18 protein-coding genes are annotated in these 18,389 nt (G+C 58.4%); 10 read left to right on the top strand and 8 right to left on the bottom strand.

Going from position 1 to position 18,389, the window contains the following annotated elements:
• Nucleotides 1-8: 8 nt before the first annotated feature.
• Entirely contained in the window at nucleotides 9-374 is a 366-nt protein-coding gene (locus tag GV827_RS06160; RefSeq protein ID WP_164352920.1) for a response regulator transcription factor, read from the bottom strand.
• A 113-nt stretch (nucleotides 375-487) separates the two neighbouring features.
• The gene (locus GV827_RS06155) at nucleotides 488-1,786 is read right to left on the bottom strand and encodes a short-chain fatty acyl-CoA regulator family protein (protein WP_164352919.1); all 1,299 of its coding nucleotides are present in this window, start codon (nucleotides 1,784-1,786) and stop codon (nucleotides 488-490) included.
• Between the two features lie 225 nt (nucleotides 1,787-2,011).
• On the opposite strand from GV827_RS06155, the gene GV827_RS06150 reads away from it, so the two are divergent.
• The 5 genes from GV827_RS06150 (at nucleotide 2,012) to GV827_RS06130 (ending at nucleotide 7,325) form a co-directional block, all read left to right on the top strand.
• Nucleotides 2,012-3,358, top strand: a complete 1,347-nt coding sequence (locus GV827_RS06150) for a substrate-binding protein (RefSeq protein WP_164352918.1) — start codon at nucleotides 2,012-2,014, stop codon at nucleotides 3,356-3,358.
• A 112-nt stretch (nucleotides 3,359-3,470) separates the two neighbouring features.
• Nucleotides 3,471-4,499, top strand: coding sequence for a branched-chain amino acid ABC transporter permease (locus GV827_RS06145; RefSeq protein ID WP_164352917.1), 1,029 nt, complete (start codon nucleotides 3,471-3,473; stop codon nucleotides 4,497-4,499).
• 3 nt (nucleotides 4,500-4,502) lie between these two features.
• Nucleotides 4,503-5,738 carry a branched-chain amino acid ABC transporter permease gene (locus GV827_RS06140; protein WP_164352916.1) on the top strand — a complete coding sequence of 412 codons (1,236 nt, stop codon included), beginning with the start codon at nucleotides 4,503-4,505 and terminating at the stop codon, nucleotides 5,736-5,738.
• A 12-nt stretch (nucleotides 5,739-5,750) separates the two neighbouring features.
• Nucleotides 5,751-6,512 carry an ABC transporter ATP-binding protein gene (locus GV827_RS06135; RefSeq protein WP_164352915.1) on the top strand — a complete coding sequence of 254 codons (762 nt, stop codon included), beginning with the start codon at nucleotides 5,751-5,753 and terminating at the stop codon, nucleotides 6,510-6,512.
• Between the two features lie 60 nt (nucleotides 6,513-6,572).
• Nucleotides 6,573-7,325 (top strand): ABC transporter ATP-binding protein, encoded by a 753-nt coding sequence (locus GV827_RS06130; protein ID WP_164352914.1) that lies wholly within the window; start codon nucleotides 6,573-6,575, stop codon nucleotides 7,323-7,325.
• Between the two features lie 137 nt (nucleotides 7,326-7,462).
• Here the strand turns inward: GV827_RS06130 and GV827_RS06125 are convergent, their stop codons facing one another.
• A complete protein-coding gene (locus GV827_RS06125; protein WP_164352913.1) occupies nucleotides 7,463-8,962 on the bottom strand; it encodes a class I adenylate-forming enzyme family protein in 1,500 nt (499 codons plus the stop codon).
• Nucleotides 8,963-9,106: 144 nt separating this feature from the next.
• On the opposite strand from GV827_RS06125, the gene accB reads away from it, so the two are divergent.
• Genes accB through aat form a run of 3 tightly spaced genes read left to right on the top strand, consistent with a single transcriptional unit; the run spans nucleotide 9,107 to nucleotide 11,614 of the window.
• Complete coding sequence (accB, locus tag GV827_RS06120; protein WP_164352912.1) at nucleotides 9,107-9,607, top strand: acetyl-CoA carboxylase biotin carboxyl carrier protein; 501 nt, start codon at nucleotides 9,107-9,109, stop codon at nucleotides 9,605-9,607.
• 12 nt (nucleotides 9,608-9,619) lie between these two features.
• Nucleotides 9,620-10,972 carry an acetyl-CoA carboxylase biotin carboxylase subunit gene (gene accC, locus GV827_RS06115; protein WP_164352911.1) on the top strand — a complete coding sequence of 451 codons (1,353 nt, stop codon included), beginning with the start codon at nucleotides 9,620-9,622 and terminating at the stop codon, nucleotides 10,970-10,972.
• Nucleotides 10,973-10,978: 6 nt separating this feature from the next.
• Nucleotides 10,979-11,614: a leucyl/phenylalanyl-tRNA--protein transferase gene (gene aat / locus GV827_RS06110; RefSeq protein ID WP_164352910.1), complete on the top strand. Its 636-nt coding sequence runs from the start codon at nucleotides 10,979-10,981 to the stop codon at nucleotides 11,612-11,614.
• Here aat and GV827_RS06105 read toward each other — a convergent pair.
• On the bottom strand, nucleotides 11,578-11,958 hold the full coding sequence (locus tag GV827_RS06105; protein ID WP_328823115.1) for a DUF2155 domain-containing protein: 381 nt from the start codon (nucleotides 11,956-11,958) through the stop codon (nucleotides 11,578-11,580). The genes aat and GV827_RS06105 overlap by 37 nt on opposite strands.
• A complete protein-coding gene (locus GV827_RS06100) occupies nucleotides 11,955-12,338 on the bottom strand; it encodes an NADH:ubiquinone oxidoreductase subunit NDUFA12 (protein ID WP_164352909.1) in 384 nt (127 codons plus the stop codon). Before GV827_RS06100 ends, GV827_RS06105 begins: the two co-directional genes overlap by 4 nt.
• A gap of 184 nt (nucleotides 12,339-12,522) precedes the next feature.
• Between GV827_RS06100 and GV827_RS06095 the strand changes: the two genes are divergently transcribed.
• A complete protein-coding gene (locus GV827_RS06095; protein WP_164352908.1) occupies nucleotides 12,523-14,289 on the top strand; it encodes an FkbM family methyltransferase in 1,767 nt (588 codons plus the stop codon).
• Here GV827_RS06095 and GV827_RS06090 read toward each other — a convergent pair.
• The 3 genes from GV827_RS06090 to GV827_RS06080 form a co-directional block, all read right to left on the bottom strand.
• Nucleotides 14,286-14,648 carry a RidA family protein gene (locus GV827_RS06090; RefSeq protein ID WP_164352907.1) on the bottom strand — a complete coding sequence of 121 codons (363 nt, stop codon included), beginning with the start codon at nucleotides 14,646-14,648 and terminating at the stop codon, nucleotides 14,286-14,288. The two genes, GV827_RS06095 and GV827_RS06090, sit on opposite strands and share 4 nt — an antisense overlap.
• A gap of 284 nt (nucleotides 14,649-14,932) precedes the next feature.
• Nucleotides 14,933-16,198 carry an ATP-dependent Clp protease ATP-binding subunit ClpX gene (gene clpX, locus GV827_RS06085; protein WP_164352906.1) on the bottom strand — a complete coding sequence of 422 codons (1,266 nt, stop codon included), beginning with the start codon at nucleotides 16,196-16,198 and terminating at the stop codon, nucleotides 14,933-14,935.
• Nucleotides 16,199-16,323: 125 nt separating this feature from the next.
• Nucleotides 16,324-16,980, bottom strand: coding sequence for an ATP-dependent Clp protease proteolytic subunit (locus GV827_RS06080; RefSeq protein WP_164352905.1), 657 nt, complete (start codon nucleotides 16,978-16,980; stop codon nucleotides 16,324-16,326).
• Between the two features lie 128 nt (nucleotides 16,981-17,108).
• Here GV827_RS06080 and GV827_RS06075 point away from each other — a divergent pair, with 128 nt between their 5' ends.
• Nucleotides 17,109-18,311, top strand: coding sequence for an FAD-binding domain-containing protein (locus GV827_RS06075; RefSeq protein WP_164352904.1), 1,203 nt, complete (start codon nucleotides 17,109-17,111; stop codon nucleotides 18,309-18,311).
• Nucleotides 18,312-18,389: the final 78 nt, after the last annotated feature.

Below are 18,389 nucleotides of genomic sequence, written 5' to 3'. Positions count from 1 at the left end.
TCCGTCTCTCAGCTGGTCAATTCGCGCACGGCATCAAGCATCTCGGCATTGGAAAACGGCTTGGTCATGAACCGGCTCACCCCTGCTTTCTCGGCCATCTCGCGGTCACGGCTTTGGCCGCGGGCCGTCAGCATCAACACAGGCAGGGTTTCGAGATCAGGATCAGCACGCAGGTCATGCAGAATTTCAAAGCCGCTCTTTCCCGGCAGCATGACGTCGAGCATCACCAGATCAGGCGCGGCTTTCCGGATCACCTCGACCGCGTTTGAGCCATTGGCAAGCGTTTCGACCCGCCAACCTTCGTTGGACAGCAAGAAACGGATGGCTTCTGCGATGTTCAGCTCATCCTCAACAAGTACAACACGTTTGCTCATCTGCAGCGTGTCCTCCCCCCGTACTGTTGCGTCCGTCCCGTCTGACGCGGTCCGTGGCGCAGTAGCCGCAAAGATGCACTGGAACGGGTGACCTGTCAAAAGCTGATCTTGGATCAGACGCCAGCGCTCAGGATCGACGGCTCGCGCCGAGCCCGGCAATTGTCTTGCGGGCAGACACGACAGGTCGAGCCGACCTCCATCCCAGATGCCGCCCCGGCGTCGGCTGGCAGCAGCAACATCACCGACTGCACCAGCGGTGGCGTGTTGTACTGGGCGCTCGAGATTGCCTCGCAGGTGGCGAAGCATTCAAACTGCGCCTGCGCCCGTCCCAGTTGGTTGACCCGGCTGGTCACCACCAGTCCGGGTTGCCCCAATACGGCAAACAGCGGCCATAGCGGGCAGCACGACCCGTGACGTGGCACCGTGAACCCTTCGACAGACTTTCGAAAGATCACAGTGCCGGAGCGGTCGCATACCACGAGGCCCGCGCCCAGTTCAGGCAGCGCCGCCAGTCGGCGCAGCAGGCAGGGCATCGGGCAGCGCAAGGCCGCCGCCAGTGCCAAGGGGTCTGTATTCCCGGTGTCCGCAATCGCGCTGCGCAGCCGCGTCAGGCTCAGCCGGGCCGCATCCTCGGCGACCTGACGCAGCACGACGCCGGCAATGTGCCGCGCAGCTTGCGATACGAGTTCGGGTGCCTGTTCAACCATGTCAGCGATCACACGGTCGTCCGTGCCATCGCGTTCCAACACATCGAAACTGAAATCATGCGCCGACAGAAACGCCTCGACCTCTTCCTGGGGAGAACTTGCCGCATCTGCCGCGTCATCATTGGAATCAAAATAGGAGACAAGAGCTTGGGCACTATCTGACAACCGGCGGCTGTCTTCATGGATATTGGCATGAAAGCGGTCACGCCATTCCGGTTGCAGTGTTTCAGTTTCAGCAAGGATTGCAGCGGTGGACCGGATCGCGGCGGCCGTCGAGAGCAACTCGTGCATGGATGCCGCCAGATGCGGATCATGTGCCAGCCGGTCTGTCAGCGCCTCGACTGTCTGCTCCAGCGCGACCACCCTTTTGCGGGTGCCCGCCAGCACGTCGGCCCAGCCGGGGAAACGTCCTGCGAACTCATCCGCCCGGTCCGCTTCGGGCCCCGACAGACCCGCCTGATCCGCAGCTTCGCGCAACGAGGCGATCAGGGCCGCCTCGGCCCCTTCGGTCAGCGCCTGCGGCTCTACTTCAAGCGAAGCTGCGATGTTCAACAGCAACTTACCGCCGATTCTGCGGCGGTTGTGTTCGATCAGATTGAGGTAGCTGGCCGATATTCCGATCTCGCGTGCAAGATCCGCCTGCTTGAGACCGGCCATAACGCGCCGCTCGCGGATGCGGCTCCCGGTAAGTGCTTCGCGTGCCATGGCATGCAGTCCTTGCATTTTCGCGTGTTATCAACGCGTTTCTGCGCTGCAACATCATGTAATTTACATCACATTAAGAATCCTTGCGAAGATATTTACAAAATAAGTGTGGTTATCAAGGGGGTTATTGAAAGGTTTTCGCAACACGGATGATACTGGCTTTGCACAATTGTGCCGTGAGTCCTTGGAGGAAGGGCTAGCGAATTTACAATCCGGGAGGAATTCATGTCATTTTCGAAACTGACACGCCGTGGTCTGATCAAAACGGGTGCTGTCGCCAGCGCCGGTCTTGCGCTGCCAACATATCTGCGTGCCGACGGCCATTCTGGCTTTACCAACGCGCCAACAGGTTCAACCGTAACGCTGGGCTTTAACGTGCCCCAGACCGGCCCCTACGCCGAAGAGGGTCTGGACGAGCTGCGCGCGCAGGAACTGGCTGTTCAGCACCTGAACGGTGAAGGCGACGGCGGCATGCTGAACACCTTCAGCTCCAAGGCGCTGAAAGGAAACGGCATCCTTGGCAAGAAGGTCGAGTTTGTTACAGGCGACACGCAGACAAAGTCTGACGCGGCGCGTGCTTCCGCAAAAGCGATGATTGAAAAAGACGGCGCGATCATGATCAACGGTGGGTCGTCCTCCGGTGTGGCCGTTGCTGTTCAGGGTCTGTGCCAAGAGGCTGGCGTCATCTTCATGGCGGGTCTGACACACTCCAATGACACCACAGGCAAAGACAAAAAAGCCAATGGTTTCCGCCACTTCTTTAACGGTTACATGTCCGCTGCGGCACTGGCACCCGTGCTGAACAACGCCTACGGTTCTGACCGTCGCGCGTATCATCTGACAGCTGACTACACATGGGGCTGGACGCAGCAGGAATCCATCGCTGCCGCGACCGAAGCCATGGGCTGGGAAACCGTCAACAACGTGCTGACGCCACTCGCGTCCACGGACTTCTCTTCCTACATCGCGCCTGTTCTGAACTCCGGTGCGGACGTACTGGTTCTGAACCACTACGGCGGAAACATGGTGAACTCGCTGACCAACGCGGTTCAGTTCGGCCTTCTGGACAAGGAAGTGAACGGCAAGAAGTTCGAGATCGTCGTTCCACTGTATTCCGAACTGATGGCCGCAGGTGCGGGCAAGAACGTGGAAGGCGTGATCGGCTCCATGAACTGGAACTGGCAGCTGCAGGATGAGGGCTCCAAGGCGTTCACCAAATCCTTCGGTGAAAAGTACGGCCGTCCACCCTCCAACTCCGCGCACACATGCTACGTGCAGACGCTGCTCTATGCGGATGCGGTCGAGCGCGCCGGTTCGTTCAACCCATGTGCGGTTGTCGAGGCCCTCGAAGGCTTTGAATTCGACGGCATGGGCAACGGTCCAACCCTGTACCGCGCCGACGATCACCAGTGCTTCAAGGACGTGCTGGTCATGAAGGGTAAGGAAAACCCATCCAGCGAATATGACACGCTCGAAATCGTCGAAGTGACGCCGGTTGAGCAGGTGACCTACGAGCCAGATCACCCAATGTTCGCTGGCGGTCAGCTTGGGTCCTGTAACCCCGGCGCATAAGCCAGAACTCTGTTAAGACGACGGGGCGCATCAGTTTTGATGGGCCCCGTCACAAGACAACACGCGCGGCCTTTTTCGGCAGCGCGGCGATACATTGCAGAAGGTGGGAACCATGGACGCAATCATTCTTCAATTCCTGAACGGCTTGGACAAGGGATCCGCTTACGCGTTGATCGCCCTTGGTCTGACGCTGATCTTTGGCACGCTGGGGGTTGTAAACTTTGCCCACGGCGCGCTTTTCATGATTGGTGCGTTCTGCTCCGTTACCGTTCAGCGCATTCTGACGCTGAGCACTGAAACACTCTCGGAAACCCAAAAGGACTTTTTGGGCAATCCGCTCAAGATCAAGACCCCATACGTAGAGAGCTGGTTCGGCCCGGAGGTGGGCGCCGCGATCATTGACTGGTCAGTGCCCCTGGCGATCCTGCTTGCCATTCCGGTAATGCTGATCGTGGGCTTTGTTATGGAACGCGGCCTGATCAAGCATTTCTACAAGCGCCCTCATGCCGATCAGATCCTCGTGACCTTTGGTCTGGCCATCGTGTTGCAGGAAGTGATCAAGTACTTCTACGGTGCCAACCCCATTCCAACGCCCGCCCCTGCCGCCTTCGTTGGCAGCTTTGATTTCGGTCCTCTGCTGGGCTTGGACACATCGCTGGCCTACCCGTACTGGCGGCTGGTCTATTTCGCCTTCTCGGCGGTCATCATCGGGGCGGTATTTGCCTTCTTGCAGTTCACCACCTTCGGCATGGTTGTCCGCGCTGGCATGGCGGACCGGGAAACCGTTGGCCTGCTGGGCATCGACATCGACCGGCGCTTTACCATCATGTTCGGTATCGCGGCTGCCGTCGCTGGACTTGCGGGCGTCATGTATGCGCCCATCAACTCACCCAATTATCATATGGGAATGGATTTTCTTGTTCTCAGCTTCGTGGTTGTGGTCGTCGGCGGCATGGGCTCATTGCCCGGTGCGGTGCTGGCGGGCTTCATGCTTGGCATCCTTGAAAGCCTCGCCTCCATGAACGAGGTCAAGAACATCCTGCCCGGTATCGACCAGATCATCATCTACGTGGTCGCAATTGTCATCTTGCTGACACGCCCCCGAGGCCTGATGGGCCGCAAAGGTGTGATGGAGGAATAAACCATGTTCGGATTGAAAAAACACGATTCCCGCCTCTTCATCGTGGTTGCCGTTCTGGCACTTGCGGCACCTTTCCTCCTCAACCCCTTCCCGGACGGATCAGCGATGGCACAGTTCAATGCCGGCTATCCCGACCTGATGCAGCGGTTCGTGATCTTCGGCATCTTCGCCATTGGATTTAACCTGCTGTTCGGCTTGACGGGATACCTCAGCTTTGGACACGCGGCCTTCCTTGGGCTTGGCTCCTACGGTGCGGTCTGGATGTTCAAGCTGCTCAGCATGAACATCATTCCCGCCATCGTCCTCTCGGTCATCGTTGCCGGTGTCTTTGCCCTGATCATCGGATACATCAGCCTACGGCGTTCCGGCATCTACTTTTCGATCCTGACACTGGCCTTTGCGCAAATGATGTTCGCGATCGCCTATTCTGATCTGATTGGGCGCTTCGTGGGGACACCTATCACCAATGGGGAAACAGGGTTGCAGCTTGCGCTTGATGATCCACGGGTGCTTGGCATTTCGGCCACGCCGGACGGTTCCATCCCGCTGACCAACCTTTTCGGGTTGGAAATGCGGTCAGTCTTCAACCTTGAGGTTGGCGGATGGCTCTTTACCTTCTCGTTCGGCTACTACGTTTGCGCCGTGGTGATGCTGTTGTCGTTCTACGTTGCGATCCGCATCTTCCGCTCGCCTTTCGGCCTGATGCTGCGGGCGGTGAAATCCAACCAACAGCGGATGAACTATACCGGCCTGAACACACGTCCCTACACGCTGGCGGTCTTTGTGATTTCAGGCATGTATGCCGGTCTTGCCGGTGGTCTTATGGCATCGATGGACCCGCTGGCCGGTGCTGAACGCATGCAGTGGACCGCGTCCGGCGAGGTGGTCTTGATGACGATCCTTGGCGGTGCCGGCACCCTTATCGGTCCGGTCCTAGGCGCGGGCTTTATCAAGTACTTCGAAAACATCTTTGCCAAGATCAACGACAATGTTTTGCACAGCTGGTTCGCCTTTATGCCTGATGGGCTTGAAGACCTCATGGTCACCATCGTGCACCCGTTCGTCGGCAAAGGCTGGCACCTGACCCTTGGTATCATGTTCATGCTGGTCGTGATCTTCCTGCCTGGTGGTCTGGTTGAGGGCGGACAGCGCATCGGTCGCTTGTTCCGCCGCCGTGACGACAAGGCCACATCGGTCGAATCCGATGCCGCCGAACAACGCAAACCTGCTGCTGAATAAGGAAACCCTCAGATGGCTATTCTTGAAGTAAAAAATGTAGGCAAGCGGTTCGGGGGCCTTCAGGCACTGGGCGATGTGAACCTCAATGTGGAAGAGAACTCTTGCCACGCGATCATCGGGCCCAACGGGGCGGGCAAGTCCACGCTGCTGAACTGCCTCGTGGGCAAGCTGATACCCGATACTGGGTCCGTGATGTTTGACGGCCAGTCCGTGTTGGGCCGCAAACCCTACGAGATCAACCAGATGGGCATCTCTCGCGTTTTCCAGACGCCCGAGATCTTTGGCGATCTCACAGTGATGGAAAACATGATGATCCCCTGCTTTGCCAAGCGCGACGGTTCGTTCCGCATGCATGCCCTTGAAAGCATCGCGCATGAGAAGGATATCGTCGGCAAGGCAGAGCATATGCTGGAAGAGATGAAGCTGATCGACAAGCGGGACATGCATTCCGCGTCGATGTCACGCGGTGACAAGCGTCGGCTTGAGATCGCGATGTGTCTTGCACAGGACCCCCGCCTGCTGCTGCTGGATGAACCAACCGCCGGGATGGCGCGGGCCGATACCAACAATACGATCGACCTGCTGAAACAGATCAAGGAAGAGCGCGACATCACCATCGCCATCATCGAGCATGACATGCATGTCGTCTTCTCCCTTGCTGAACGGATCACGGTTCTGGCCCAAGGCACGCCCCTTGTCGAGGACACGCCCGACAACATCAAAGGCCACCCCAAGGTGCGCGAAGCCTATCTGGGCGAGACTCAGGCTGCCTGACACAAAACGCAGGCACGATGGGGTCGCCTGCCCCGTCAGCCGCCCCAAAAGGACAACGATATGAACACGCAAACCCTTGATAGAAACGCCAATCACGCGGCAACCGCCCCGGCTTTCCTTTCGGTCTGGGATCTTGAGGCCTACTACGGTGAAAGTTACATCGTGCAGGGCATTAGCTTTAACGTCCACGAAGGCGAGATCCTTGCCTTGTTGGGCCGAAATGGCGCGGGCAAGACATCGACATTGCGCGCCATTGCAAGGCTGGCCACGCCGGAGGCACGGCACGGTGAGATCTGGCTTGACCACCAGCCGCTTCACAACATGTCTGCCCATCAGGCATCGCAGGCAGGACTGGGGCTTGTCCCCGAAGACCGTCGGATCATCGCCGGCCTGACGGTTGAAGAAAACCTCAAGCTGGCCCAGATCGCCCCTCCGATCGGATGGTCTCTTGAAAGGCTCTACACGCTGTTCCCGCGCCTGGGAGAGCGCAAGAGCCAGGAAGGCACGACGCTCTCGGGCGGTGAACAGCAGATGTTGGCCATCGCGCGCGCATTGGCGCGTGACGTCAAGGTGTTGTTGCTGGATGAACCCTACGAAGGTCTGGCTCCGGTCATCGTGGACGAGATCGAAAAGACACTTGGCATCATCAAGGAACAGGGCATCACCACGATCCTTGTTGAGCAGAACGCGGTTCGCGCCCTGAAATTGGCAGATCGTGCGGTGATCCTTGATACCGGCGGAATCGTCTTTGACGGCACGGCGCAAGAAGTGCTTGAGAACGCGGAACTGCGTTCGGAGTATCTGGCAATCTGAATTCCCCTGTTGGTGAAGTTCACCAAACCTGGCCGCGTCCATCTAGATGGACGCGGTTTTTTGTTTTGCCGAAGGATAGAAGCCGGGCACGTTTGTCAAGACAGCCCCACCGCATAGAGGCGATGTTTGGCGGCTTCTCAGAGCATGGTGCGCAATGCGGTCTTGAGGACTTTACCGTAATTGTTCTTTGGCAATTCACTGAGGTGGATGTAGGCCTTGGGCCGCTTGAACCGCGCGATATGATCAAGACACAAACGATCAAGCTCCTGCTCGGTGGCGTCGCCCACGACAAACGCCACCACCTCTTCGCCCCAATCGGGGTGGGCACGCCCCACGACTGAGGCTTCAATCACACCGGGATGCGTCAGCAGCACCTCCTCCACCTCCCGCGGATAGACGTTTGATCCGCCTGTGATGATCATATCCTTGCTGCGGTCCTTCAACGTGACATAGCCCGCCGCATCCATCGACCCCATGTCACCGGTCATCAGCCAGCCGTCTTGCAGTGTCTTGGCGCTGGCTTCTGGATTGCGCCAGTAGCCGGGCATCACGGTTGCACCGCGCACCATGATCTCTCCCTGCGTGCCCGCTGCCACTGGGGTTCCCTCCGGTCCCCCGATCCGCACCTCCACCGCAGCTTGCGCGCGCCCCACGGATGCCAGCCTTGCACGCCAGTCAGGATGACTTCGATCTGCCACATCCGCGCGGCTCAGCGCGGTGATCCCCATGGGGCACTCCCCCTGCCCGTATATCTGGACGAATACGGGGCCGAACCAATCCACGGCCTCAATGATATCCGCGTTGTACATTGGTCCACCTGCATAAACGATTGTACGCAGGCCGGTACCTTTTGCGTTCGCCACCTTGGCACTGTCTGTCAATCGCCTGACCATTGTGGGGGCTGCGAACATGTGAACCGATCCGAAGTGGGCAGCGAGGTCCAGTATCTCGGAAGGGTCAAAGCCGCCTGAGGCCGGGCAGACGTGCCTTGCCCCTGCGCGCACGTGCATCAAATTATAAAGCCCCGCGCCATGGCTGAGTGGTGCGGCGTATAGCGCCGCGTCGTTGGCACTGACAGTATCCACATCCGTGCAATAGCACAGCGCCATCGACATCAGCATGCCATGCGTGATGATCACGCCCTTGGGCTGCCCTGTGGTGCCGGAGGTGTAGAAAAGCCACGCCAGATCATCCGGCGTGCGGTCAACGACATCTACGGCTGGGACAGGATGGGCAATTACCGCAGCAATGTCCGCGCCTCTCGCGCCGATGATTCCTGTTTGGAGGGTCTCGCCTTCCAGACCCGCAGCAAGGTCAGGTGAGGCAAAGACCAACCTTGCCTCGGCATTGCTCAGAATGAACGCGGCCTCGCGGGCATGAAGCTTGGCATTGATCGGCACCGCTGCCGCGCCCGCCGCCCAGATGCCATAAAGCAGCATCAGGTATTCCGGCGTATTCTTCATGTAGATCGCAATCCGGTCGCCAGACCTGACCCCCTTGTCGTGCAACCAGCCTGCCACGTTGTACGCACTCGCGGCAAAACGCTGGTAGTCCGCCACCATTTCGGTTCCTCGAAAAAGCGCATGTGCGGCAGGACTGTGGGCTGCTGTCTGCATCAGCCAATGAGCAAGGTTCATCGTCTATCTCCTCAACGCACCATCACGCGCCGTCTTTGACAGACGCACAACTGGCGGCTTTTCATGGCATGACCCTTAGCCTATAAGCGGGGCTGACGTCACGGCCCGGTTGCAGGCCGGATATGAGGATATGTCGAGGAATATATGACAAAAAATACCCATGACGGTGATGTGGCTTTCATCCGGGCGCTGGCCGAATTGCTGAATGAGAATGACCTGACAGAACTGCAGGTCAAGCGTGATTATGGCGAAGATGATAGCCTGAATGTGCGCGTCAGCCGCAAACCTCCACAACAGATCGTGACGCAAGCCGCGCCGATGCAAGCTGCGGCACCGGCGGCAGCGCCCGCCCCCAGTGCGCCCGCTGCCACCCCTGTTGCCACCGAAGCTGGCGCTGATCCGGCCAGCCATCCGGGTGCCGTGACCTCGCCCATGGTGGGCACTGTTTATATGCAGGCAGAGCCCGGTGCGTCCGCCTTCATTACCGTGGGTGCGACCGTGGCCGAAGGGGACACCCTGCTGATCGTCGAAGCCATGAAGACGATGAACCACATTCCCGCGCCCCGCGCCGGGACCATCAAGCGGATCTTGGTCGGCGACGGCGACGCCGTGGAGTTTGGCGCACCGCTCGTCATCATCGAATAAGGCGGTCGCAACATGTTCAATAAAATTCTGGTCGCCAACCGAGGTGAGATCGCCCTGCGCGTGATCCGTGCGGCGCGGGAAATGGGTATCCAGTCGGTCGCAGTTCACTCCACCGCTGACAGTGATGCGATGCACGTGCGCATGGCGGACGAAAGTGTTTGCGTGGGCCCGCCGTCTTCGACGCAATCCTACCTTTCCATCCCCTCGATCATCGCCGCCTGCGAAATCACAGGGGCCGAGGCCATTCACCCCGGTTACGGCTTCCTGTCCGAGAACGCCAATTTCGTTCAGGTGGTTGAAGATCACGACCTGACCTTTATCGGTCCAACAGCGGAGCATATCCGCGTCATGGGTGACAAGATCACCGCCAAGGACACGATGAAGAAGCTTGGCGTTCCTTGCGTGCCCGGTTCCGAGGGCGGTGTCGCCTCGCTTGAGGATGCCAAAGCGCTTGGCGAAGAGATCGGATATCCGGTCATCATCAAGGCCACTGCGGGTGGCGGCGGCAAGGGCATGAAGGTTGCCCAGACCGCCAAGGACATGGAGCGGGCGTTTCAGACTGCACGCGCCGAAGGGCAGTCAAACTTCGGCAACGACGAGGTCTACATCGAGAAATACCTCACCACCCCGCGCCACATCGAAATTCAGGTCTTTGGCGATGGCAAGGGCCGTGCCGTGCATCTGGGCGAACGGGACTGTTCCCTTCAGCGGCGCCACCAGAAAGTATTCGAAGAGGCCCCCGGCCCCACCATCACAGCAGAAGAACGCGCACGGATCGGCAAGGTCTGTGCCGACGCGATGGCCGACATCAATTATATCGGGGCGGGAACGATTGAGTTCCTTTATGAAAACGGTGAGTTCTACTTTATCGAGATGAACACCCGTTTGCAGGTGGAACACCCTGTCACCGAAGCGATCTTTGGGGTCGATTTGGTACGAGAGCAGATTCGCGTCGCTTCCGGCATGGAAATGTCGTTCACCCAAGACGACCTGACCATCAATGGTCACGCCATCGAAGTGCGCATCAACGCTGAGAAACTGCCGAAGTTTACGCCCTGCCCCGGTCGCATTACCCAATATCACGCACCGGGCGGTCTTGGCGTGCGGATGGATTCGGCGCTTTATGATGGCTATTCGATCCCCCCTTTCTACGACAGCCTGATCGGCAAGCTGATCGTCCACGGCCGTGATCGCCCGGAAGCGCTGGCGCGTCTCAACCGGGCGCTGGGTGAGCTGATCGTGGATGGTGTAGATACGACAGTGCCTTTGTTCCACGCCCTTTTGCAGGAGAAAGACATCCACACCGGGTCATACAACATCCACTGGCTGGAAAAGTGGCTGGAAACCAATCTGGGTGATTCCTGAAGCGCGATGTCCGAGCTGACGCCGGAACTGCTGTTACATGGCTATTCCCTTGGGATTTTCCCGATGGCCGAGAACCGCGACGACCCGGATATTTTCTGGGTCGACCCAAAGCGGCGCGGTGTGATGCCTTTGGACGGATTCCACCTATCGCGTTCGTTGGCCAAGGCGATGCGCCAGAGCACCTTCGACGTGCGTATCAACGCAGAATTTGACGCCGTTGTTGCCGCCTGTGCAGACCGCTCAGAAACCTGGATCAACGCCGAGATTGCACGACTTTACAGTGCATTGCACGAACGCGGCCAAGCCCATTCGCTGGAACTCTGGGATGGGTCTGACCTCGTCGGCGGTGTCTACGGCGTCACGCTTGGTGCCGCTTTCTTTGGCGAAAGCATGTTCTCACGCCGCACGAACGCCTCCAAGATGGCGCTCGCAGTGTTGGTGGACAGGCTGAACCGTGCCGGTTTTACACTCTTTGACACGCAGTTTCAGACCGGCCACCTTGCCTCTCTTGGCGTGATTGAAATACCTCGTGCAGCCTATCAGGCACGGCTTGAACATGCCAAAGCCCGAAAAGCAGATTTTGCCGCGCCAGAGATCCTGCCACTTCAGGACGTAATGCAGCGGATGACCCAGACGTCATAGCGCCGATGCTCCAGCGCCGACAATGCAGGCGAGGATGCAATCATCCAACCGGAGAACAACACGCCCTCCTTCCCTGGCTCTGATATCTCAATCGAGGCGTAGGCATTTCCCGAAGGGTTACCCGCCGGATACCGACATTCCTTCATCACGATGCGAAGCGACCCAATCGTCCGGGCCTCGCCCACGCGCATTTCGATATCAAGCGTATCACCAGACGTTTTGTCCAATGCACGCAGGATACCCCCGGGCGCATTACTGGCTTCTTGGGCAGCAATAGCCGTGCCAAGAAAAACGCAAAATATCAGATACTTCCACATGGAACTTGAACGCAGCCCGAGCGTCACTCAGGGCTCCACGCCTCGTAATCGCTGCGTTCTTTGGGTTTTTCCTGACGGATCGAACCCGCCGGCGCATAGGCCAGCATGGTGCCTGTCAAATTCTCCACATGGGGTTTTTCCCACGATTTGTGGGCAAGCGGCTTGTCGGTGGGCGGCTCATCCCACGTGCGGTGCAGCCAGCCATGCCAATCGGGGCTGACGCGACTGGCCTCCATGTCGCCATTGTACATCACCCAACGGCGGCTATCATCCGCGTTGCGGTAATAGATGTTGCCCTGATCGTCTTCGCCTACCTTAACGCCCTTGCGCCAGGTGAAAAACTGGGTGTTTAGCGTCCCGCGCTCCCACCAGGTCAAAGCCCGGAAAATTGTGTTGAGAATGCCCATGATGCTCTCCGCTCTCGGTTGACCCGGTTATGCACCAAGGCTTGGCCCTCGTCCAGCACACAACCGATCCTTAGGGGTGTTGCGGCAAAGACTCGACCATAGGCCGACCACAGCCCGGTTGATGCAAAACTGTGGCCTTGGAAACCCCGCCCCAGTACTGTTTCAAAAACGGAGACAATCTGTGATGGCAAGCACGAGCAAGAAACCAACCCACGCAGCCGAATGCCTTGGCGTCAAGGTGCCCGACAGCCCCATGCTGACCCCCACACGCATCGAGCGGATCAATGCAGCACGCTACGAAGGGCAGGAAATTGCAGGCGCACTGGAGGTGGTCCAGGCTGGTGACAAGGTCCTCGAATTGGGCGCGGGCATCGGCATTGTCGGCGCCGTCGTGGCCAAGAATGCCAAACCCGCCAAGGTCTTGTCGTTTGAAGCGAACCCCGGCCTGATCGAACACATCAACGCGCTTTACAAATTGAACCGCCTCAGCACCAAGGTCGAGGTGCGCAACGAGGTGCTGATCAGCGCGCCGGATGCGCCCAAAACCATGGCATTTCACATCCGCAACTCTTATCTCGGGTCCTCACTGATCGATTCCGACACACGCGCTACCACGCGCGTCGACGTGCCGACAGCGGATTATGCCAAGATTCACAAGGACTTTGGCCCAGATGTTCTGCTGATGGACATCGAAGGCGGAGAGCTTGATTTCCTGCGTCACGCGTCCCTCGAAGGCGTGCGCGCGATCGTGATTGAATTCCACCCCGAAGCCTATGGCAAGGACGGCATGATGGAATGCAAATCCATTCTTGAACGCGCCGGATTTGCCAAGGTCCCCGGGCACTGCACACGCCACGTCTGGACTTGCACATTCGACGAAGGATTGCGGCCGCCGGTACCGGATGGTGGCTGGACCACCCAGATTGAGACGCTTGAAAACGCCTATGTCGTCCCCCCGACCGAGCAGAACTTCGTGCAAAAGGCAGGTATCCTTACCTCTGACGGGGCATATCACGCCAGTGGGGCACTGTGGCGCAACGGGCGTGCCCTGACCATCAAACCCGATCTGCCCAAGGATGATTTGCCTGTCCGCAAGGGAACGTGGCTTTGGGGTGGTGTGCTCTGGATGCATTTTGGTCATTTTCTGGTGGAAAGCACCGCACGACTTTGGGCCCTGGAGCATCTGAATGAAGAAATCGACGGGATACTCTTTGTCCCGAAGCGCCCTCGAAACGGTGATGAAGTCAATGATTTCCAACGGATGCTTGTGGGCTGCATGGGCACCGATGCACCGCTGGCCTGCGCTGGCGCACCAGAGCGGGTGGAGCGGCTGATTGTACCCGGTCAGGGTTTTGGCCTTGGACCGATGATCACCGGGACAAAGGAATTTCGCGCCGCTTTCGCCAAGCGGTTCGGCCAAGACATCAAGGCCGATGGCCCCGAAAAGCTCTACATCAGCCGCAGCTTGCTACCGGCCGGTCGTGGCAACCTGATCGGCGAGGCCGAATTGGAAGCAAAGCTAACCGACGAAGGCTACACCATTTATCATCCCGAAAAGCACGATATCCGGCATCAGATCGCCACCTACAAGGCCGCCAAAAAGGTCATCGCCGCCGAAGGCTCTGCGCTGCATATGCTGGCGATGGTGGCGGACAGAAAAGCGGATGTTGCCATGATTGTCCGCCGTCCATCGGGTGCGACACGCAATATTGAGGTCCATCTTGAAGCCTTCAGCGGCAACGCACCCACGACACTCACGCATCTGAAACGGTCATGGAAGCCGCGCGGCCCGGCAAAACCGCGCACCTGGATGGGAGAGCTGGACATGCCCGCGCTGCAAGAATCGCTGATCCAAGCGGGGTTCATCGGCAAGGGCGGAAAAAGCTGGTGCGCGCTTGATCCGACCACCGTGCAAGAGCGTCTGGGTAGCCGCTTTGAAGAAGTCGCCTAGACCGCCAGAAGAGCCGTGACCTCGATTTCGATCCGATACTTTGGGTCGATCAGCCCACATTCAATCATCGTTGCCGCAGGTGGATGCGCACCGAATACTTCTGCCAGCACCGGCCAGCATGGCTCGAACTCGGTCCGGTCGGGCAGCATGTAGGTGACCCGCACGACATCCTCAAAGGACGCTCCTGCATCTTCCAAGGCCTTGCCAATGATCTCCAGCGCATTCTGGCATTGCTCAACCACATCGGCGCCCTGCCCCGTCGTACCGGCCACATGGACAAATCCACCGGCTACTACAGCACGGCAATAGCCGACTTTCCCTTCAAATTCCCCGCCCGACTGAATGCGCTTGATCGCCATTCCATATCCTCCCGCTGGTTTCAGAGCCGCCCTTGCTTGAGCACAGACAGCCTTTAAGGCACGGCGGCGTCAAGACAAATCGCCGAGGGTCCCGCTTGCGGGATACGGCTATTTTTCTTGAGGGCGTTGGGGCTTTAAGGCAGGCAGGGATCAGGCAAGGGCGGCTCCGGTAACCTGCTGGTTTTGGAGAGTCCCGAAGCACGCGACCTTACAAAAAGAAAAATGGGCGCGCCCAGAGATGCACCCATTCAGATCGTTCATGTGAGGTGGACGGAAAGTGCTCCTCAGCCAGCCGTTGCTGGCTCTTTCTCGGCCTCGCCGTGGATCATCAACGGTGCTGCGTCGGAGGTCACGGCCTCTTCATTCACCACCACTTCATTTACCGACTCAAGCCCGGGCAATTCGAACATCGTATCAAGCAGGATGTCCTCAAGGATGGACCGCAGACCACGCGCCCCTGTTTTGCGCTCAATCGCGCGCTTGGCAATGGCCACAAGCGCATCATCGGTGAAGCTCAGCTGCGTGTCCTCCAGCTCGAAAAGGCGCTGGTATTGCTTGACCAATGCATTCTTCGGCTGGGTCAGGATCGTGACAAGCGCGTCCTCGTCCAGATCTTCCAGCGTCGCCAAAACAGGCAAACGGCCAACGAATTCAGGGATCAAGCCGAATTTCAGCAGATCCTCAGGCTCAAGGTCGGTGAAAATCTCGCCCACGCCGCGTTCATCGTTGTCACGCACATCGGCACCAAAGCCCATGGCTGAGCCCTTGCCGCGTGCCGCGATAATCTTGTCGAGGCCCGCGAATGCGCCGCCGCAGATAAACAGAATGTTCGTGGTATCCACCTGCAGGAATTCCTGCTGTGGGTGCTTGCGCCCCCCCTGTGGCGGCACCGATGCCACGGTACCTTCCATCAGTTTCAGCAGCGCCTGCTGTACACCCTCACCCGATACGTCGCGTGTGATCGAAGGGTTCTCGGACTTGCGTGTGATTTTGTCGACCTCGTCGATATAGACGATGCCGCGCTGTGCGCGTTCCACGTTGTACTCGGAGGCCTGCAGCAGCTTGAGGATGATGTTCTCGACATCCTCACCGACATAACCTGCCTCGGTCAGCGTTGTCGCGTCTGCCATTGTGAACGGCACATCAAGAATCCGCGCCAGCGTCTGTGCCAGCAAGGTCTTGCCGCAGCCGGTGGGGCCGATCAGCAGGATATTGGATTTCGCCAACTCAATATCGCCGCCCTTTTGGGCGTGATTGAGACGCTTGTAATGATTGTGCACCGCAACCGACAGGACCCGCTTGGCCATTGCCTGACCGATCACGTAATCATCCAGCACTTCGCAGATGTCCTTGGGCGTCGGTACGCCGTCCGTCGCTTTGAGGCCGGATGCCTTGGTCTCTTCGCGGATGATATCCATGCAAAGTTCAACGCATTCATCGCAGATGAACACGGTAGGCCCCGCAATCAGCTTGCGCACCTCATGCTGGCTCTTGCCGCAGAAACTGCAATAGAGCGTGTTTTTGCTATCACCGCCGGAATTAGTCGCCATGTCAGCCCTTTCAGGTCTGTCGTGAATTTTGCACCGATAAATTGCAACCGATGCGGTCCCTGCCCTAACCCTAGGCCAGAGGCTTGGGCGCTACAATCGCAAAATCGCAGCGCCCATGGTCTTGGTTACTTGTCGCCTTTGCCCTTCTTAGGTGTGTCGGGATCGTCCGACTTGCCACGGCTTTCCACGATCTCGTCGATCAGGCCCCAGTCCTTGGCATCCTCGGGCGACATGAAGTTGTCGCGTTCAAGCGCCTCTTCAACCTTTTTCAGCGTTTGACCGGTGTGCTTGACATAGATCTCGTTCAGTCGTGTTTTCAGTTTTTGCGTCTCTTGCGCGTGGATCATGATGTCAGTCGCCTGACCCTGATATCCACCCGACGGCTGGTGCACCATCACGCGGGAGTTGGGCAGTGAGAACCGCATGCCCGGCTCACCGGCGGTCAGCAGGAGCGATCCCATTGATGCCGCCTGACCGATGACCAGCGTGCTGACCTTCGGGCGGATGTACTGCATGGTGTCATAAATCGACAGACCCGAGGTCACCACACCGCCGGGGCTGTTGATATACATAGATATTTCCTTCGAGGGGTTCTCGGCCTCTAGGTGCAGCAACTGGGCCACGATCAGCGATGACATGCCGTCGTGCACAGGGCCGGAAAGGAAGATAATCCGCTCTTTTAGCAGACGCGAGAAAATGTCGTAGGCACGCTCGCCCCGGCTGGTTTGTTCGACCACCATGGGGACGAGAGTGTTCATGTAGGTTTCGTAGGGATCGGTCATGTGCGCCTGCCTGTCATTTCGTTCGCGGGACCATACCCGCAAAACCGTTAGCGCAAGATTAGTCTCGGGCTCTGGGACCTTCAAGGGGGGGACGTTGCCGCCGTCGCACCTCGACCTATCTGCGGACCATGACAAATGCTCTGACCCACTTCCCCCCGACCCACGCAGAAGCGCGCGCACGCCTCGAACAATTTGCCCCAAGCGCGGCAGGACAATACGCCCGCACGCGCAATTTCGACTATGGCCCAGGCCAACACGACAACGTCTCGACCCTCTCGCCATACGTGAAGGTCAGGATGCTGGATGAAATCACTGTAACCCGTGCGGTTCTGTCGCAACACAAGGAAGCCGATGCCGAAAAGTTCATCGCCGAAGTTTTCTGGCGCAGCTACTGGAAAGGCTGGCTCGAGTTGCGCCCCGCTGTCTGGACACAATACATGAATGATCTCATACGCTTGCGGGACGATATTCAGACACAATCAGGTCTCCGCACACGTTGGGAAGAGGCCTGCACAGGCCAGACAGGGATTGCCCCCTTCGACGCCTGGGCACAGGAGCTTCAGCAGACCGGATACTTGCACAACCACGCGCGCATGTGGTTTGCGTCGATCTGGATATTTACGCTGGACCTGCCTTGGCAGCTTGGGGCGGATTTCTTCCTCAGGCACCTTCTGGACGGGGATGCAGCCGTCAATACGTTAAGTTGGCGTTGGGTTGCAGGCATCCAGACGCAGGGCAAGACCTACCTCGCCACGGCGGAGAATATTGCAAAATTCACCGACGGGCGCTTCCCTAACGTCACGAACATCTCAGACAAAGCCATTCCCTGCGAGGCGCCCAAACCTGTTGCGGCGGGCATGCTTCCCCCCTGCGACCCACTGCCCCTGTCAAAGCGGTACGGGATCTTGTTGCATGGTGATGACATAGACGTTGACCGATTGCTGCTGCGCGCAAAAGATCCCGTCGCTTTTGCCTATGCGGATGCAACAGCCGGGCACACGACGTGGCAAATGGCCCCGCATGTCGGCCAGTTCAGGGCAAGCGCCGCGCAGGGCGCCGTTCCTGCTGATGCGGAAATGCAGTTGCTCAGTACTGCGCAGTCAATAGCGGACTGGGCATCGCAGCATAACATGGAGCAGATCGTTGCACCTTATGCACCGGTTGGGCCAATGCGTGACATGCTCACCGCATATCGTGCCATTGACGGCGCGGTGCCCCTAAGCCTTTTTCGGCGTCCCCTCGATAGTGCCGCTTGGCCCCACGCCACGAAGGGGTTCTTTCCCTTCCGCAAACACATTCCAGCACTCATCGGCGAATTTGTGCGCAGATAGCAGAGCCAATCAAAATACCTTTGCCATTTCTACGACAGGTTGTGCGACAATCTCACAGCGGAACGTCACAAAACCACA

It is taken from the genome of Sulfitobacter sediminilitoris (genome assembly GCF_010667575.1).
Classification (GTDB): domain Bacteria; phylum Pseudomonadota; class Alphaproteobacteria; order Rhodobacterales; family Rhodobacteraceae; genus Sulfitobacter; species Sulfitobacter sediminilitoris.
Note: the sequence above shows the minus strand (reverse complement) of the source record. Positions and strands in the feature narration are given on the sequence as shown.

Coding starts and splice junctions, on each gene's coding strand:
- GV827_RS06075 (WP_164352904.1), top strand. CDS start 17,109: ATGACAAATGCTCTGACCCACTTCCCCCCGACCCACGCAGAAGCGCGC.
- GV827_RS06125 (WP_164352913.1), bottom strand. CDS start 8,962: ATGAACCTTGCTCATTGGCTGATGCAGACAGCAGCCCACAGTCCTGCC.
- GV827_RS06160 (WP_164352920.1), bottom strand. CDS start 374: ATGAGCAAACGTGTTGTACTTGTTGAGGATGAGCTGAACATCGCAGAA.
- GV827_RS06155 (WP_164352919.1), bottom strand. CDS start 1,786: ATGGCACGCGAAGCACTTACCGGGAGCCGCATCCGCGAGCGGCGCGTT.
- GV827_RS06095 (WP_164352908.1), top strand. CDS start 12,523: ATGGCAAGCACGAGCAAGAAACCAACCCACGCAGCCGAATGCCTTGGC.
- accB (WP_164352912.1), top strand. CDS start 9,107: ATGACAAAAAATACCCATGACGGTGATGTGGCTTTCATCCGGGCGCTG.
- GV827_RS06140 (WP_164352916.1), top strand. CDS start 4,503: ATGTTCGGATTGAAAAAACACGATTCCCGCCTCTTCATCGTGGTTGCC.
- GV827_RS06090 (WP_164352907.1), bottom strand. CDS start 14,648: ATGGCGATCAAGCGCATTCAGTCGGGCGGGGAATTTGAAGGGAAAGTC.
- aat (WP_164352910.1), top strand. CDS start 10,979: ATGTCCGAGCTGACGCCGGAACTGCTGTTACATGGCTATTCCCTTGGG.
- GV827_RS06100 (WP_164352909.1), bottom strand. CDS start 12,338: ATGGGCATTCTCAACACAATTTTCCGGGCTTTGACCTGGTGGGAGCGC.
- clpX (WP_164352906.1), bottom strand. CDS start 16,198: ATGGCGACTAATTCCGGCGGTGATAGCAAAAACACGCTCTATTGCAGT.
- GV827_RS06080 (WP_164352905.1), bottom strand. CDS start 16,980: ATGACCGATCCCTACGAAACCTACATGAACACTCTCGTCCCCATGGTG.
- GV827_RS06150 (WP_164352918.1), top strand. CDS start 2,012: ATGTCATTTTCGAAACTGACACGCCGTGGTCTGATCAAAACGGGTGCT.
- accC (WP_164352911.1), top strand. CDS start 9,620: ATGTTCAATAAAATTCTGGTCGCCAACCGAGGTGAGATCGCCCTGCGC.
- GV827_RS06145 (WP_164352917.1), top strand. CDS start 3,471: ATGGACGCAATCATTCTTCAATTCCTGAACGGCTTGGACAAGGGATCC.
- GV827_RS06135 (WP_164352915.1), top strand. CDS start 5,751: ATGGCTATTCTTGAAGTAAAAAATGTAGGCAAGCGGTTCGGGGGCCTT.
- GV827_RS06130 (WP_164352914.1), top strand. CDS start 6,573: ATGAACACGCAAACCCTTGATAGAAACGCCAATCACGCGGCAACCGCC.